The sequence below is a fragment of the Pseudomonas kielensis genome (assembly GCF_030505375.1).
Lineage (GTDB): Bacteria > Pseudomonadota > Gammaproteobacteria > Pseudomonadales > Pseudomonadaceae > Aquipseudomonas > Aquipseudomonas kielensis.
Window position 1 is genome coordinate 5,397,088 of the sequence record NZ_CP130043.1, and the last position, 16,646, is coordinate 5,413,733.

General features: G+C 63.6%; 15 protein-coding genes and 1 pseudogene. 7 read left to right on the forward strand and 9 right to left on the reverse strand.

All coding sequences use genetic code 11. The features are described 5' to 3' along the window. Positions 1–47: 47 nt before the first annotated feature. The 3 genes from Q1W70_RS24970 to Q1W70_RS24980 all read left to right on the forward strand — a co-directional run bounded on the left by Q1W70_RS24970 (position 48) and on the right by Q1W70_RS24980 (position 2,464). A complete protein-coding gene (locus Q1W70_RS24970) occupies positions 48–548 on the forward strand; it encodes an outer membrane beta-barrel protein (RefSeq protein ID WP_166591732.1) in 501 nt (166 codons plus the stop codon). 101 nt (positions 549–649) lie between these two features. Continuing rightward, positions 650–1,588 (forward strand): helix-turn-helix transcriptional regulator, encoded by a 939-nt coding sequence (locus Q1W70_RS24975; protein WP_166591731.1) that lies wholly within the window; start codon positions 650–652, stop codon positions 1,586–1,588. Between the two features lie 96 nt (positions 1,589–1,684). Then, positions 1,685–2,464, forward strand: a complete 780-nt coding sequence (locus Q1W70_RS24980; protein ID WP_166591730.1) for a TSUP family transporter — start codon at positions 1,685–1,687, stop codon at positions 2,462–2,464. Here the strand turns inward: Q1W70_RS24980 and nudC are convergent. The 4 genes and pseudogenes from nudC to Q1W70_RS25000 form a co-directional block, all read right to left on the reverse strand. Further along, on the reverse strand, positions 2,432–3,262 hold the full coding sequence (gene nudC / locus Q1W70_RS24985) for an NAD(+) diphosphatase (protein WP_302098249.1): 831 nt from the start codon (positions 3,260–3,262) through the stop codon (positions 2,432–2,434). The two genes, Q1W70_RS24980 and nudC, sit on opposite strands and share 33 nt — an antisense overlap. A gap of 6 nt (positions 3,263–3,268) precedes the next feature. After that, positions 3,269–4,081 carry a crotonase/enoyl-CoA hydratase family protein gene (locus tag Q1W70_RS24990; protein WP_166591728.1) on the reverse strand — a complete coding sequence of 271 codons (813 nt, stop codon included), beginning with the start codon at positions 4,079–4,081 and terminating at the stop codon, positions 3,269–3,271. Positions 4,082–4,341: 260 nt separating this feature from the next. Next, the gene (locus Q1W70_RS24995) at positions 4,342–5,283 is read right to left on the reverse strand and encodes a hypothetical protein (RefSeq protein ID WP_182344518.1); all 942 of its coding nucleotides are present in this window, start codon (positions 5,281–5,283) and stop codon (positions 4,342–4,344) included. A gap of 195 nt (positions 5,284–5,478) precedes the next feature. Next, a pseudogene (locus Q1W70_RS25000) lies at positions 5,479–5,756 on the reverse strand (YdcA family protein). A 461-nt stretch (positions 5,757–6,217) separates the two neighbouring features. Here Q1W70_RS25000 and Q1W70_RS25005 point away from each other — a divergent pair. Together Q1W70_RS25005 and Q1W70_RS25010 are read left to right on the forward strand one after the other, a co-directional pair. Next, on the forward strand, positions 6,218–6,901 hold the full coding sequence (locus Q1W70_RS25005) for a response regulator transcription factor (protein ID WP_166591726.1): 684 nt from the start codon (positions 6,218–6,220) through the stop codon (positions 6,899–6,901). Continuing rightward, positions 6,879–8,276: a sensor histidine kinase gene (locus tag Q1W70_RS25010; RefSeq protein WP_166591725.1), complete on the forward strand. Its 1,398-nt coding sequence runs from the start codon at positions 6,879–6,881 to the stop codon at positions 8,274–8,276. Before Q1W70_RS25005 ends, Q1W70_RS25010 begins: the two co-directional genes overlap by 23 nt. A gap of 319 nt (positions 8,277–8,595) precedes the next feature. On the opposite strand, the gene Q1W70_RS25015 is transcribed toward Q1W70_RS25010, so the two are convergent. From Q1W70_RS25015 to Q1W70_RS25035, 5 genes are all read right to left on the reverse strand, one after another. After that, the gene (locus Q1W70_RS25015) at positions 8,596–8,841 is read right to left on the reverse strand and encodes a DUF1652 domain-containing protein (protein WP_232534608.1); all 246 of its coding nucleotides are present in this window, start codon (positions 8,839–8,841) and stop codon (positions 8,596–8,598) included. Positions 8,842–8,978: 137 nt separating this feature from the next. Further along, positions 8,979–10,475 (reverse strand): helix-turn-helix transcriptional regulator, encoded by a 1,497-nt coding sequence (locus Q1W70_RS25020; RefSeq protein WP_166591723.1) that lies wholly within the window; start codon positions 10,473–10,475, stop codon positions 8,979–8,981. Between the two features lie 373 nt (positions 10,476–10,848). After that, positions 10,849–11,784 carry a LysR substrate-binding domain-containing protein gene (locus Q1W70_RS25025; RefSeq protein ID WP_166591722.1) on the reverse strand — a complete coding sequence of 312 codons (936 nt, stop codon included), beginning with the start codon at positions 11,782–11,784 and terminating at the stop codon, positions 10,849–10,851. Between the two features lie 6 nt (positions 11,785–11,790). Next, positions 11,791–13,989, reverse strand: coding sequence for a xanthine dehydrogenase family protein molybdopterin-binding subunit (locus Q1W70_RS25030; RefSeq protein ID WP_302098255.1), 2,199 nt, complete (start codon positions 13,987–13,989; stop codon positions 11,791–11,793). After that, the gene (locus Q1W70_RS25035; protein ID WP_302098257.1) at positions 13,989–14,453 is read right to left on the reverse strand and encodes a (2Fe-2S)-binding protein; all 465 of its coding nucleotides are present in this window, start codon (positions 14,451–14,453) and stop codon (positions 13,989–13,991) included. Before Q1W70_RS25035 ends, Q1W70_RS25030 begins: the two co-directional genes overlap by 1 nt. Positions 14,454–14,571: 118 nt before the next feature. On the opposite strand from Q1W70_RS25035, the gene Q1W70_RS25040 reads away from it, so the two are divergent. Both Q1W70_RS25040 and Q1W70_RS25045 read left to right on the forward strand, forming a co-directional pair. Further along, complete coding sequence (locus Q1W70_RS25040; protein ID WP_166591719.1) at positions 14,572–15,462, forward strand: LysR substrate-binding domain-containing protein; 891 nt, start codon at positions 14,572–14,574, stop codon at positions 15,460–15,462. A 253-nt stretch (positions 15,463–15,715) separates the two neighbouring features. After that, positions 15,716–16,645, forward strand: a complete 930-nt coding sequence (locus Q1W70_RS25045; RefSeq protein ID WP_166591718.1) for an amidohydrolase family protein — start codon at positions 15,716–15,718, stop codon at positions 16,643–16,645. The last annotated feature ends 1 nt before the right edge of the window (position 16,646 follow it).

The following is a 16,646-nucleotide window of genomic DNA, read 5'->3' on the forward strand; positions in this document are numbered from 1 at the left end:
GGCCAACACTTCACACCTGACAAACCCGTACAAGGACTACCCTGCACATGCCATTTCGAAAATTCGCCTTCGTTTCCCTGCTGTCATTGCTGGCGCTGCCAGCGTTCGCCGATGACAAGGGCTTTTACCTGGGCGCCGGTGTGACCAGCATCGAAACCGACGACAGCGCCTTGAGCGATGAAGACAACAGCTACAAGGTCTACGGCGGTTACCGCGCCAATGGTTACCTGGCATTCGAGGGCGCCATCGTCGACCTCGGCAAGTTCAAGGACGACAACCTCGACTTCGAAGGTCACTCGGCCCAGGTCGCCGCCCACGTCGGCTTCCCTATCGGTGAGCGCATTCGCCTGTTCGGCAGTGTCGGCGCCCACGCCTGGGACGCCGATGGCAACGCTGCCGACGATGACACCGGGGTCGACCTGACCTACGGCGCCGGAGTCGAGATGGACGTGCTGCGCAACATTGGCATCCGCGCCGAGTATGAAGTGTTACAGGTCGGTAACCTAGATCTGAACCAGACCACGGCGTCGGCCTATATACTCTTCTGAGTTTCGCCGGTCGGGCGCGCGCAATGCTCGCCCGCCCTGGCCACTCAGACGCCGCCAGGCCCACTCAACCCGAGTCTTTTCAGGTGCCCTTCCTGTACAGCATGTCCGCCCTTCCAACCCCCGCGTTACTGACCCTCGAATCCGTCGCCCTGGACGAACTGTCCACTGGCAATGACCAATGGCACATCGATTTTTCTTCCGTCGAGAAACACGCGTGCATCCATCGCCTCAAGCACATGCGCGGCCCTCGCCTGCGCCATAGCCGATTCGATTTCAAGTGTTCCATCAGCGCCGTCAGTTGCGTACCCGAGGGGCACATCACCTTCGCCCTGTCCCAGTCGTCCACGGGCCGCCCGACCTGGAACCACCAGCGGCTGTACCCCAATGAAATGGTGGTGCTGTACAGCGGCGAACCGGTGCATTACCTGTGCGAGCCCAACGAAGCCCTGTTCACCGTCACCACCACCCTGGAACACTACGAGCAGTGCCGCGAACTGTACGGCACCACCGACGTGCTCAAGCAGCGCCAGGGCCAGCGCTATCAGGCCCACGATCACTATTCGGTGCTGAACGCGGTCAACGCCATCAGCGTCTCGTTGAACCAGCGCCATCCACCTGACGTCGTGTCCGGCTCGCAATGGGAAGCGACCTTGCTCAGCTCATTGCTGCAGGCCCTGAGCCCACGCCAGGACTCGGCGCGCGAAGCGCCATTGCGCAGACACATCGCCAGCCAGGCCATCGAATACCTGCACGCCCATGCGCACACCGCGCTGTGCATGGAGCAGCTCACGCAAACCCTCGGGACCCACGGCCGCACCTTGCACCAGGGTTTCGTCGAGACCTTCGGCACCACGCCCATGGCCTACCTGCGCACCCTGCGCCTGTCCAACGCTCGGCACGACCTGCTGACCCAGCGCTGGCCGACCGTGACCGAAACGGCCATGCACTGGAACTTCTTCCATCTGGGGCGTTTCTCCCAGGATTATCAGCGTACCTACGGTGAGTCGCCGTCCCAGACGCTGCGCCGCAACAGCGCCTGAACCGGGCGGCGGGCGGTGCAGCGGTCGCCGCCGCCACAGGTTATGGGTAAGATGGCGCCGGCCCTACCCTACTGCCCCACCGAATAAGTCGACCCCATGCCTTTCGAACTCAGCGTAGACCTCACCACCCTGGCCATTCTGGCCGTTGTTGCATTTATTGCCGGTTTCATCGATGCCATCGCCGGTGGCGGCGGTCTGCTGACCACCCCGGCCCTGCTCACCGCCGGCCTGCCTCCGCACCTGGTGCTGGGCACCAACAAGCTCAGCGCGACCTTCGGCTCGGCCATCGCCAGCGTCACCTTCTACCGGCGCAAACTGTTCCATCCAAGGCAGTGGGTGCATGCAATTGTCGGCACCCTGGTGGGGGCGCTGACCGGCGCGGTCGTGGCGCACTACCTGCCGGCCGAATGGTTGAACAAAATGCTCCCGGTGATTGTGTTCGCCTGTGGCCTGTACCTGCTGTTTGGCGGTACACCCAAAGCGCCGGTGGACAGCGACGCGCCAATCAAGAAGAAGTGGCAGTCGACCCAAGGCTTCAGCCTCGGTTTCTACGACGGCGTGGCCGGTCCCGGCACGGGTGCGTTCTGGACCGTCAGCAGCCTGCTGCTGTACCCCATCGACCTGGTCAAGGCCAGCGGCGTGGCGCGCAGCATGAACTTCGTCAGCAACGCGGCCGCGCTGTCGGTGTTCATTTTTTCCGGGCAGGTGGACTGGATCATCGGCCTGAGCATGGGCGTGTCGGTGATGGTCGGAGCGTTTTTTGGCGCACGCACCGCCATCAGCGGCGGGGCGAAGTTCATTCGCCCGGTGTTCATCACGGTGGTGCTGGGCCTGACCGTGCGCCTAGCCTGGCAGCACTGGTTCAGCGTGGCCTAAGCGCCGCGCAACGTAGACGTCGATCAGGTAACGGGCAATCGAGCGCGACGCCGGCAACGGCGGCAGCGCGTGAATGTTGAACCACTGGGCGTCTTCAATCTCATCGGCTTGCGGGACGATCTCGCCCGCGGCGTACTCGGCATGGAAGCCGAGCATCATTGAATGGGGGAACGGCCAGCACTGGCTGCCCAGGTACTGGATGTTCCTGACCTCGATCTGCACCTCCTCGCGCACCTCACGAATCAGGCAGTCCTCGGCCGACTCCCCGGGCTCGGCAAAACCGGCCAGGGTGCTGTAGACCCCACTGACAAACCGCGGCGAACGCGCCAGGAGAATCTCGTCGCCACGGGTGATCAGCACAATCATGCTCGGTGAAATTCGCGGGTAACTGCGCAGGTCACACGGCTGGCAATACATCGCCCGCTCACGTGGCACCTGGACCATGGCCTGGCCGCAGTTGCCACAAAAACGGTGCTCGCGGGCCCAGGTGCCGATCTGCGCGGCGTAACCGAGCACCTTGTACAACGTGTGATCGCCCTCAAGCATGAACCCACGCAAACCTTTCCAGCCACACCCCGGCACCTCGCCCGCCGCCTGCAACTCCAGAAGGTACACCGGCTCACCGTCGAGATGACCGATGCCATGCTCGGCCAGAAGCGGCAGGTCCTGGCGCTTGAGCCATTCCCGGGGGAACAGCGCGCCGTTGTCATCGAACAAAAAACCTTCGGGGCTGCGGGCTACCGCCCAGCCGCCGGTTACGTCGGTGTCGAGTACTGCCGTGGTCCAGCGTGAAGTCATGTGGTCTCAATCCAGAAATTCGGGCTTCTGTTTGCTCATATGGGCGGCCATGGCCACGCGCAGATCGTTGGACTGCAGCATGGCGGCGTTCCAGGTGGCGATGTATTCCAGGCCATCGTTGATGCTGTGATCACGCATGTAGCTGATCATGGCCTTGGTGCCGGCGATGGCAATCGGCGACTTGGCGGCGATCTCGCGGGCAATGCCCATGACTCCGTCCAGCAGGCTCTCGGTGTCCGGGTAGACCCGATTGACCAGGCCAATCTCACGCGCTTGCTCGGCGCCAAAGGTGCGTCCAGTGTAAGCCAGTTCACGCAGCATGCCGTCACCAATGATCCGCGGCAAGCGTTGCAGGGTGCCGACGTCGGCAGCCATGCCGATGTCGATTTCCTTGATCGAGAATTGCGCATCGGCGGCCGCGTAGCGCATGTCGCAAGCGCTGATCAGGTCGATGGCCCCGCCCAGGCAATAGCCCTGGATCGCCGCCAATACCGGCTTGCGGCAGTTGTCGACCGCATTGAACGAGGCCTGCAAGGCCAGGATCTTGCGCCGCAGCAGACGCGCGTTGCGACCCACGTCCTTGCCCATTTCGTTAGCCACCCCAGCCAGCATCATCAGGTCGATCCCCGAGGAGAAATGCTTGCCGGCACCGCTGATCACCACCGCACGAACCTCATCGGTGTCTTCGATCCACTGGAAAATCTCGATGATCTCGGTCCAGAACGCGGCATTCATCGCGTTGATCTTTTCCGGACGGTTGATCTGCACATGGGCGATGTTGTCCGCCAGTTCGACGCGAAAGGCTTGATATTCGGGCATGGCAGTAATCCTTGCTGGCACAGAAATGAAGGCCCGAACTATACCAAGCCGCTGCCCGCAGCCGTAGGCGCCGCATCGGCCAAAAACAGGACTGGCTTTGCCAGATACCGGACGCAAAAAAACCGCGCCTGCCAGGGGCGGACGCGGTGGGTTCAGCGCTGTAGCAGGATCAATGCATGAACAGGGCGATCAGGATAATGATCGGGATCGGCACGCCTAGGAAAAACAGCAAGAGTGAGCGCATGGTCGTTCTCCTTCAATCAACGAATGGCGTTGGGCGCAGTGACCGGGATGTAGCCGGCCGGTTCCAGGTACACCACCGCATCCCGGCGGCGACCGCCAAAGGTAGCGGCGAGGCTCGCAAAAAACGCACCACACAACAGTGCGACAAACATCCACAGCGCAGTCCAGGCCGCCACTTTACTGGCCGTGTCCGCCGCTTGTTTGGCTGCGAGCTTGGCATCGTCGACCGCCTTGCGCACCTTGGCGAAGACGTCATCGACACGGCGCTCGGCATCGGCCTGGGTCAGGTTGGTCCGTTGGGCCACCAGTTGGGCCAGGTAGGCGCGATCCTCCGCCGCCAGTTGACCGTCGTGGCTCAAGGTCTGCACGAAGATCCGCGTCACGGTGGCATGGGCGGCATCGTCGCTCACCGCCGCCGGACGATCATCGCGAAACAGGGTGTCGACGAAATAGCCGTAATCATCCGCGCCACCTTGGCTGGCAGCGGTCCCCGCGGCCTGGGTCATGGCACTGGCCGCGCCACCCGCCACACTGGCACCGGCCTGCACGCCACCACTGACGATACTGCTGACCGAGCCGACCACCAGGGTCGCAGTCACCAGGGTCGCCACCGCCCAAGCCAAAAAGCCATGGGCCGTGTCGCGAAAATACACCTCATCGCCATGCATGTTCGACCACTTCACCCGCAACCGTCCGGCGATGTAGCCACCGAGCCCCGAGGCGACAATCTGGGTGAACGCCAGCCAGACAATGGTGGAGATCCCCAGGCCCTTGGCACTGATCCCGCTCCCGGCCCACGGCGACACCGCCGAAAACCCGAGGCCAAAACCCAGCACCACCAGAATCAGCGACAGCGCAGCCGCCGCAGCGGCCCCGGCAAAAATCGCCGCCCAGGACACCCCCGACAGCGCACTCGACGCTGGCAGATCGGCCGGATACATATCAGAGGTTCTATTCATTGTTGTAGTGCTCCAGGCATGAGGAAGACGGTTGCAACGCTTCAGACCTGGTATTGCAGCCAACATGCCAGCGACCAACTTTGAATAAACCGTTCTATTTCAATCAGTTGAAAACTACTGCGGTTTGCCGCCCATGCAATTTGCAACAACCGCCCCCTGCGGAGCGGGCTTAATGCACTGTCAGCGTCACCGCCGCTACTTACGCTTGTAGCTCTTGTTGCCACTGGGCGTCAGACAATAAACCCCACCCCTGGGCCCGGTACAAAACGCCCCGCTGCCACACTGACACCCACCCGAGTCCCGCAACAAAGGCGGGCCACGGCACTGCCGGCCTTCTGACCGAAGGTGGCCGAACAGCTTTTTTTCGACGCACTGATGGAACCGTCGTTGCACAAAAACAACGCGCCGTCACAACGGGCAATCCCACCTTTTTTTCCGGAGCACGGCTGATTCGCCGCCGAAGCGAAAGACATCGAGAACCCCAGGAGGAGCAACACAGACAAAAACGGCGTCCAGCCACGGCGAGACAAAACACGCACGATGAAGCTCCCGAGAAAAGTATGGCCGGATGATATCAATGTTCCACGCACAACCCACTACGCCCACTACCGCCCCCTCAACAGGCCAAGCGCCAGCTCGCCTGCCACTCTTGATCTTGAGCCTCCCAGGCGGGGGGATTGCCGAGATCCACGGTGTGGCGCAAATCGCCATCGCGAGCAAGCCGCAAGCGGGCGCTCGCTCCCACAGAGGTATCCCACATAAATGTTCCACCCAGAAAAAGCAGGCCGGCCGGCAGGTCGCCGTGCTCTTACTTTCGCGCTTTTCGAAAGTGACCCGCCGTAAGGGCGGCCCCTACATAAACTTTAATTTAGCAACCCAACCCCCATTTCTTGGCACACTACGCCAGGTAACTCACCCATCCTCAGGCAAGCCCATGACCCGAATCCTGACCATTGAAGATGACGCAGTCACCGCACGGGAGATCGTCGCCGAACTGAGCAGCCACGGCCTCGACGTAGACTGGGTAGCCAATGGTCGCGAAGGCCTGGCCCGCGCGGTCAGCGGCGACTACGACCTGATCACCCTGGACCGCATGCTGCCCGAACTCGACGGCCTGGCCATCGTCACCACCCTGCGCACCATGGGCGTGTCCACCCCGATCCTGATGATCAGCGCCCTGTCCGATGTCGACGAACGCGTACGCGGCCTGCGCGCCGGAGGGGACGACTACCTGACCAAACCCTTCGCCACCGATGAAATGGCCGCCCGGGTCGAAGTCCTGCTGCGCCGCCAGAACACCGTCAAGAGCGTGGAAACCACCCTGCAGGTGGCCGACCTGGAGCTCAACCTGATCAGCCGCGAAGCCACCCGCGCCGGGCAACTGCTGATCCTTTTGCCCACCGAATACAAACTGCTGGAATTCCTCCTGCGCAACAGCGGGCAGATCCTCTCGCGCATGATGATCTTCGAGGAAGTCTGGGGTTACCACTTCGACCCCGGCACCAACCTGATCGACGTGCACATCGGCCGCCTGCGCAAAAAAGTCGACCCACCGGGCGTGCTGCCGCTGATCCGCACCGTGCGAGGCTCGGGTTATGTCATTGCTGAACCCGTCTAAGGGCTGGCGCTCCTCCAGCAGCCGCCTGCTGGCCCTCTACAGCGCACTGTTCGTGGTCTGGAGCTGCCTGCTGATGGGCGTGATGTACTACGAGGTGTCGAACTACCTGGACAACCTGTCCCGGCACTCGATCATGCAACGCCAGCACCTGTTCTCGCGCTTTCACGGCGAGCAACTGGATGAAGCCCTGATCGCCAGCAGCACCTTCGACCAACGCGGCGTTGATGCCTACGGCCTGTTCGACGCCTTTCACCGACCTCTGCACGGGCTGATCCAGCAGATCCCCGAGGGCCTGCCGCTGGACGGCAAAGTGCATGAACTCGCCAACTGCGCCGACCCCCATGACCCGGGCCTGCCCCCCGACAGCTGCGACGCCGTGGCGACCCCGACCCTGGATGGTCGCTGGCTGGTGCTGGCGCGCGACAACGGCTCACTGTTTGCCGTGAACCGGATCATCCTGCATGCGCTGCTATGGGGTGTATCGCTGACCATCATTCCCGGCATCGCCGGCTGGTACCTGTTGCGCCGCCGACCTCTGCGCCGGATTCACGCCCTGCAGGCCAGTGCGCAAGCCATCGTCGCCGGCAACCTCAACCACCGCCTGCCGCTGTCCAGCCGCCGCGACGAACTGGATATGCTGGCGGCCATCGTCAACGCCATGCTCGAGCGCATCGAGCGCCTGGTCAACGAGGTCAAAGGCGTGTGTGACAACATCGCCCACGACCTGCGCACCCCGCTCACCCGGCTGCGCGCCCAGCTGTACCGGATCCAGCAGCAAGCCGCCGAAGGCTCGAGCGAGGCGGCGCAACTGGACCAGGTGATTGCCGAGACCGACACCTTGATGGCGCGCTTTCGCGCACTGCTGCGGATTTCCGAGCTGGAGGATCAACAGCGGCGTTCCGGCTTTGTGCTGTTCGACCCGCTACCGCTGCTGCAGGAGTTGCACGACTTCTACCTGCCCCTGGCCGAAGAAGGCCAATTGACCTTGAGCCTGCAGGCACCGTCCAGCCTGCCGTCGCTGACCGGCGACCGGGCGCTGCTGTTCGAGGCCTTGTCCAACCTGCTGAGCAACTCGATCAAGTTCACCCCCGCCGGTGGCCAGGTGCAGGTACGGGCCAGCGACCATGCCGGCAGTTGCCGGATCGAAGTGCTCGATTCCGGCCCCGGCATTCCCGCCGACAAACGCACAGCCGTGTTCCAGCGCTTCTACCGGGTTGACGACAATGCCCAGAACGGTGGATTCGGCCTGGGCCTGTCGATTGTCGCCGCCATCGTCCACCTGCACGGGTTCAGCCTGGACGTCGGGGTCAGCGAATGGGGCGGTGCGCGCCTGACACTCGATTGCCGCCAGCGTTTGTTGCCGGCTACTGAGTGATGCACCGGGTGGTGGTGGTGACCCGGGTCACTTCACCCTCCGCCCGGGCCTGACCCAACACCTGGGTATCTTGCGCGGTGTTGCACGTCTTGACGGGCGGAGCTTGCACCACCACAGGGGGCGGTGGGGGGCTGGCGCAGCCACTGAGCATGGCAACCGCGCACAATGGCAACAGCAATGGGGCAAAAGCAGATCTCAAAAGAATAGGCATGAGGTGGCCTGCGAGTCGGGTTGAAAGGTTGTTTTCCATATCCAGGCCGCAGAGGGCCTGATCAGTAGAGCCGCGGGCACGTGAGATAGTTCAGCCCGCGGGTGCACTTCAAGCGCTGTCAGCCTGCCCCAGGCGGGTAGCGCTCAGCTCATAACGCAGCTCTTCGATCATTTGCGCCAGGTCATCGGCGCTGGTCAGGCGGCCGGGCTTGATCCCGGTGACCACCAGGTGCACACGCTCGTCTTGCGTTTCGAACACCCGCAGCGTCAGGCAGCCATCGGCATCCATGCTGAAATCGCAGGCCAGCGGGGCCAAGGCTTGTTCGATGTAACTGCGCAGTTGCGCTTGGGTCATCACGGCAGGCATCCATAGGGCTGGGAGCAAAGGGAGCGGCAAACGTCCGATGGACGATGCACACCCTGACAGCCTAAGAATTGGCGAGCCGTTGCAGAAGCTGAATTTGCACTGTCGCCACTAGTGCATTTGCACCTTTATTTCGGGCTCTTCAACCGTCGCCCGCCGCCGAACAGCCCGCGTTCACGGGCCCAGACGATCGCCTCGCTGCGGCTGTGCACGGCGAGTTTGGAGTACAGGGTCGCCACGTGATTACGCACGGTGTTGGGTGCCAGTTCCAGGCGCGCGGCGATCTCTTTGTCGGCCAGGCCTTCGCAGATCAAGCCCAGCACGTCGCGCTCGCGGGCGGTCAGTTCGGTAAACGCCACGCTCGGCTGATGGCTGCGATGGGCACTCTTGGCGTTGGCCAGCTTTTCGATCAGGGTCTGGCTGAACCAGGAGGCGTCCTGCATCACCTCCTCGATCGCCATCATCAGCTCCAGCTCGGTGCGTTTGCGTTCCGTGATGTCCATCAACACCAGCAGATAACACGGATGGTCGTGAATGCTCACGGTGTCAGCCCAGACCGCGCAGTCGATCAGCGCACCGTCCTGCTTGCGCACTTGCAGGTCGATGCTTTCCACACTGCCGGCCCGCTTCAAATTGGCAAACAGCTGGCTGGCGGCATCCCGGGTGGCGAAGAAGCCAAGTGCTTCGATGGTCTTGCCCAACAGCGCCTCACTGGCGTAACCGCTGCTGCTGAGGAAGGCATCGTTGACGTCCACCACCTGCAGACTCTCAGCGCTGCAGATCAGGGTCGGCACCGGACTCATGCGAAATGACTTGGCGAACCGCTCCTCGCTCTGGCGCAGCGCAGTTTCGGCCTTGCGGCGCAGTTCCAGGTCGACGAAGGAAAACAGCATGCACGGTTCTTCGTTGAGGTCCAGCGGCTGCCCCGCGACCACCACCAGTTTGCGACTGCCGTCGGGCATACGCAGGTCGGCCTGCATCTGCGGAACGGTAATGCCCTGGCTCAGGCGCTCGATGGCCAGGTCGCGGCGTTCGGCGTCTTCCAGCACGTCCAGTTCGTACAACGAGCGGCCGATGATCTGCTCGCGTGGGTAGCCGGTCATTTCGACGAAACCCTGATTGACCTTGAGGTAGCGCAGGTCGCTGAGGCGGCAGATCACCGCCGGGGCCGGGTTGGCATTGAAGGTTTTTTCAAAGCGCTGCTCGGCGCTGGCCCATTCGGTGGCATCGCTGAGGATCAGCACCAGAGACTCCGGCGCACCCTGCTGATCGGTGAGGATCATGCTGCGGATGCGGTGCACCCAAGTGCGCTCCGGGTCGGCGCTGGGCGTGACTTCGACCACCACATCACTGAAGGTCTCGCCATTGGCGACCCGGCTGATCGGATAGTTTTTCACCAGCACCTGATGGTTGTTGCGATAGCGCAAGGTGAAACGCCGGGCATACTCGCGGGCGTTGGCCCCCAGGTCGCTGATCCGCTCGACCCCATGCATGGCCAGCGCCGCATCATTGGCCCACAGCACGGTCTTGTCCGCATCCAGCAGAATCACCCCGTCGGACAGCCCGGCGATGATCTGCTGCAACTGCCGGCGATTGGTTTCAGTGGCAAGTACATCCTGGCTCATTACGTCTCCCCGTTTGCGCTGGGCCGATACCCTGTGAAAGGTACGACCGCAACGCACGGCGTTCGTGCGCAAAAGAACCCTGCTGGCGATGGCGGTAGTCAGGCACCACCGATTTGGCTGCCCGCAAATCTCGCATACACCCATCAGGTCCTGTGGGAGCGAGCTTGCTCCCATTGCGGCCTCTGGGCCGTCCGTGGTGTTGGATTCGACCGGGTACTTATCCAACATCCTGGTCGGCCCACCGATGCAACGTCGCACCACAGTTATGTAGATACCTATGCTCATCGCGGGCAAGCCCGCTCCCACAGGCTAGATGGGTGTTGGCAGATTTTGCATGCCCCCACCAAACCTGGGATTTTGGCTGCCCACAGATCTACATACCCCCACCGTGATTTCGGGTGTCGGGATCAATACGCTGGGTTTGCCCCTCCTCCACCACCAACTCGCGCAGGGTATCGAGAAACAGCTTGAGCACCGGCGAGCTGTCGTCCGCGCGGTAAGTGGCATACAAAGGGACTTGCGGCAAAGCCGGGGTCAGGTTGCGGAACACCACCCCGGCGGGCGCCAGTTGCTCGATCGAGGCCGGCAGCAGCGCCACGCCGAACCCGGCGCGTACCAGGCTGAGCAAGGTTTGCACCTCGATCACCTGCTGGCAGATCTGTGGGGTGAACCCGGCCTTGATGCAACACTGGTAGAGAAAATCAGCGAAACGCGACTGCTTCAGTTCCAGCGCCACAAACGGCTCCAGGGCCAGGTCCGCAGGCGCCAGCGTGGCGCGCGCGGCCAGCGGATGACCGATGGGCAGCACCGCCCGGATCGGTTCATAGATCAGCAGTTCATTGCGCAAATCCGGGTCATCGGTGCCGACCCGGAAGACGCAGGTGTCGATGCGTTTTTCCTTCAACGCCGTCAGTTGCGCCGCGGGCGTCATCTCGTGCAGGCGCCAGGTGACCTCAGGGTAGCGCTCGCGAAAGCGGTTCAAGGCCCGCGGCAACACACCGACCATCACCGAGCTGATCATGCCGATTTCCAGCTCGCCCAACTGCCCCCGTCCGGTCTGGCGGGTCAGGTCCAGCGCGCGGTTGAGCTGCTCGAACACCAGGGGCGCCTGCTGCTTGAGCACTTTGCCGGCCGCCGTCAGCTCGACGCGATGGTGACTGCGTTCGAACAGCGGGGTCCCCAGTTCCTCCTCCAGCAGGCGAATCTGCTGGCTCAAGGGCGGCTGGCAGATGTGCAGGCGCGTGGCAGCGCGGCCGAAGTGCAGCTCTTCGGCCAGGGCCATGAAGTAACGCAGCAGGCGCAGGTCCATGGCGACTTATCCCCGTTTGCTCAGGTCCAGCGGCGTTGCGCGCTGGCGAACCCCGGTCAGGCTGAACAGCGCGTTGGCGATCGCTGGCGCCACCGACGGGCTGCCCAGTTCGCCGACGCCACCGGGCTTGGACGGCTCACCGTCGAGCACCAGGATGTCCACGGGCGGCATGTCCGACATTCGCGGCACCCGGTAATCGTGGAAGTTGCTCTGCAGTACCTGGCCATTTTTCATCTCCATGCGGTCGAACAAAGCATGCCCAAGGCCCCACATCAGGCCACCATAGATCTGCTCCTCGACCCCGCCCGGCGACACCGCCAGGCCGCAATCAACCACACAGGTCAGCTTCTGCACCTTGATCGCGCCCTCCTCTTGCACCACCCGGGCCACCACTGCGATGAAGCTGGTGTAGCCCTGGTTGGTGGCGATCCCCAGCGCGGTACCGGGCGGCAGCGGCTGACCCCAACCGGCGCGGGCGGCGGCCTGCTGCAGAACCGCGACGTGGCGCGGCCGGTCGTGCATGTGGGCCAGGCGAAACTGCAGCGGATCACGGCCGGCCGCATGGGCCAGTTCATCCATGAAGCTCTCCACGGCAAACACGTTGGGAATGAAGCTCACCGAACGGTACCAGCCACTGGGCACCTGGCTCTCGTGGCGCACCCACGCCAGGTCCAGGTGAGCGGGACGGTAGGCAAAATCCCAGGCGGTGATGGCTTCGGTGGTGCTGTAGTCCATGTGATCGGCACGCTCGAAGTAGCCCGGCTCCCATTGCTCCGGCGATGCGGGGGACACCGCGTGGAGCTGCAGTGCGGTCAAGGCGCCCTGCCCATCCAGCGCGCCCTTCAGGCGGTGGAAGGTCGCCGGATGGGCGAACAGGGCCCGCATCTCGTCTTCCCGGCTGTTCATCAGTTTTACCGGGACCCCGACCTGCTGGGCCAGGTAAGCCACCTCGAACAGCCAGTACTTGGATTCCCGCGCGCCAAAGCTACCGCCGGACACCCTTTCATTGATGGTCACCTTGTCCTTGGGGATCTTGCACACCACCTGGGCCGCTTCCAGCGCCGACGACGGCACCTGCACCCCGCCCCACCAGGTGATCGCGCCGTCTGCCACGTGGGCGGTGATGCAGATCGGCTCCAGCGGGTTCTGCACCTTGTAGGGCATGACGTAGTCGGCTTCCAGCAACTGCTTGGCCAACGGCCACTGGGCCGCCACGTCACCTGCGCTCAGGCTCGGCACCCGCAGCGCCTTGGGGTCGTCAATGGCCGCAGCCTGGGCTGCGGGGAGCTGGTCGCTGGCAAACTGCGCCAAGGGCGAATCGCTCCATTGCACCTTGAGCAACGCCCGGCCCTGTTGCGCCGACCAGTAGTCATCGGCCAGCACCGCGACACTTTCCTGATTACCCCCCAGCACATCGGGGCGCCCGGGAATCGCCAACACCTTGCGTACCCCGGGCACTTGCAGCGCCGCGCGGGCGTCGAAATCCAGCACCCGCGCACCGACTACCGGGGTGCGTTGCAGCAGCGCCACCAGTATCTGCGGCAAGCGCAGGTCGAGGCTGTACTGGAACGCCCCGCAGACCTTGGCCGCAGCGTCGCGCTTGTGCCGCAGTTTGCCGATGTACTTGAACTGACTCGGGTCCTTGAGACTGACGTGTTCGGGCATCGGCAAATGCGCGGCCACCGCCACCAGCTCGCCGTAGTCCAGGCTGTGTCGGCCGTTGCCGTGCAGCACCCGACCCTCGGCGGTGCTGCAACTGGCCGGGCTGACTTGCCATTGCCGGGCCGCTGCCGCCACCAGCAAGGCCCGCGCCGTGGCCCCGGCCAGGCGCAGGCGATCGTACTCCAGGGAGACGCTGGTGCTACCGCCGGTGGAAAACACCTTCCACACCGGGTGAATGTAGGCCTCGAAGAACGGGTCTTCGGGGGAAATCACCTGCACGGTCATCGGGTTCACATCCAGCTCTTCCGCCACGCAGGCCGCCAGGGCGGTGTGGGTGCCGGTGCCAGAGTCGTGCTTGTGCACCACCAGCTTGACCGTGCCGTCGGCAAAGATCCGCACCCAGGCGTTGGGTTCGAACTCGCTGGCCGCGGCGGGTGCCTTGGGGTCGGTGCCGGCCAGGCTGGGCGGCAGATAGAACGCCACGACCAACCCTGAGGCCAGGGTCGCGGACTGTTTGAGGAATGTGCGGCGCGCCAGGTTCATCAGACCTCCTTCGACGCGGCAGCCGCGCGCTTGATGGCTTTGTTGATACGCCCGTAGGTGCCGCAACGACAGAGATTGCCGGACATCGCATTGCGGATCGAATCATCGGTCACCGCCGCGCCGGTATTGAGCAAGGCAGCCGCGGACATGATCTGCCCGGATTGACAGTAGCCGCATTGCGGCACATCTTCGGCCACCCAGGCCAGTTGCAGCGGATGGGTCTGGGTCGGTGACAAGCCTTCGATGGTGGTGATCTGGTGCCCGACGGCAGCGCCGACCGGCAACTGGCAGGCACGCACCGCGACGCCATCCAGGTGCACGGTGCAGGCACCGCACAGGCCCATGCCGCAGCCAAATTTGCTGCCCGTGAGGTGCAAGCGGTCGCGCAAGACCCATAACAAGGGCATCGAGGGTTCAGCCTCGACCTGCTCGTGACGTACGCCGTTTACCGTGATGTCGATCATTGTCAGGCTCCAGCAGAGCGGCCCGTCTTTGTGCGGGCCTGGTGCCGGATTATTGGTAGGCCCGGGCAAATCGGGCCAGCGACGTTTTCTGCCACCCTGTGTAAGGAGGACTAACAGCATGTACAAGCGATACCCCTCGGTGCAGTCCATGAGTGCCTTCATCCAGGCCGCCCGGTGTGGCAGTTTCTCCAGCGCGGCGCGCAAGCTTGACCTCACCCACAGCGCCATCAGCCAGCAGATCCGCTCCCTGGAAGAGTTCATCGGCCAGCCGCTGTTTGTCCGCGAAGGGGGCGGCAGCACCCTCACCGACGCCGGCCAACTGTTTGCCAGCGTGCTGTCCGATGGTCTGGCCCAGGTCGACCGGGCCTTGTCTTCAGTGAAGAACCGCAGCCTCAGCCAACGCCTGACCCTGGACGTCGACAGCGAACTGGCCCAGAGCTGGCTCAATCCTCGCCTGCCCCAACTGCTGGCAGCCTTGCCGGACACCGAGGTGGTGCTGCTGTCGATGCCCCGCTCCGACCGTAGCGCCTTCGAACGGGTCGACCTGGCACTGCGCTACGGTTATGGCGATTGGGAAGATTGTGAAATGAGCCAGATCTGCGGCGACCGGGTCACCGCGGTTGCGGCTCCGTCCTTGCTCGCACGCCACGGCATCGAGGGGCCGATCGACCCGGCGCAGGTGCTGGAGTTGCCGCTGCTGGGCTACACGCGCCGCTCCTGGATTCCCTGGCTGGACGCCGCGGGCCTTGCGCCCAACGAACCCCGGGCGCGGGTGATCTTCGACAACGCCGCCAACCTGATTGCCGCGGCCGAGGCCGGGGTGGGTGCCGGCCTGGTGCGCGGCTTGCTGGCGGCAGACGCCTTGCGCAGCGGACGCCTGGTGGAGCTGACCAGCGCCCGGATCCCGGCCCACTACAACCTCTACGCCGTGTGGCCCCACGGCCACGCCGAGCGAGTGGCGCCGGTGGTGGAAGTCATCAGAACCCTCGCCAGCCACACCCTCGCCTAAGGGCCGCCACGGGGCATGGCGTGATCGTCCATTGCCCCGATATCGAACCGGTATCACCCCCTCGTCCAATTAATATTGTACGGATCCAACCCCTGCTTCCAATACTTCCCGCCATGCAGACAGCGTCCCGAGCCGGATGCGACCAGGCGAGGGAATGCGCGATCCGTTGCGCATAGAAACGGCCGATTGCCCGGGACGTGGCTGCTGTGAACCGCAAGGTTCCCTTCCCCGCTCTATCAGGAGATCGACTTCAATGATCATCGATATCAGTTGCTATCCCACCGACCTGGTGGACCTCGCCTGGAGGCACGACGGTGACCCCTTCACCGGCGAGCGTCTGCTGGAGATGATGGATGGCCCCTATATGGTCAACGGCAAACCCCGGCGCATCGACAAAGCCTTCATCCAGCCGCCCCAGGGCAACACCATCTACACCTGGACCGACGGCGACCTGTCGGGGCGCGAATCCATCGACGCCTACATGGCGTACACCCTGAAGATGGTCCAGACCTACCCCGACCGGTTCATCGGCTGCTTCGTCTACAACCCGCGCTGCGGGGTGGAGAACGGCGTCGAGGCGATCGAGCGCTACGTCACCCAGCACGGCTTCAAGATGGTCCAGATGCAGGCCAACATGCACGCCTACCGGCCCGACCGAGCGTTGGACTGGGTGCGGCCGTGTTTCGAGAAATGCGCCGAGCTGGGCATCCCGGTCAAGCTGCACACCGGCGACGGCCCCTACAGCATCCCGTCCGAATGGGTGCCGATGATCAAGGAATTCCCCAACGTCGATTTCATCATGGCCCACTTCGGCGTGCAGACCGGCGGCGTCTACGTGTTCGAGCCGATGCAATGGGCGATGGAGCTGCCCAACGTGTACTGCGAGTCGGGCTGGTGCCTGCAGTCGCGGATCGTCGAGTTCGCCAAGGTCCTGCCGACCCACAAGATTCTGTTCGGCACCGACACCCCGCCAAACGAGCCGGGCATGTGGCTGCGCCTGCTGGAGGTGCTGTGCCACGAACCGCCCCAGGGCATGAACCTGGACGAGGACACCCTCGAAGACTACCTGGGCAACAACACTGCACGAATGATCGGCCTGCAACCGTCGCCCCCGCCGCGCAGCGTCAGCGAAGCAGAGGCGTACCTCAAACGCCCCGTCACCCCTCAACCGGCCAGGAGCTGAA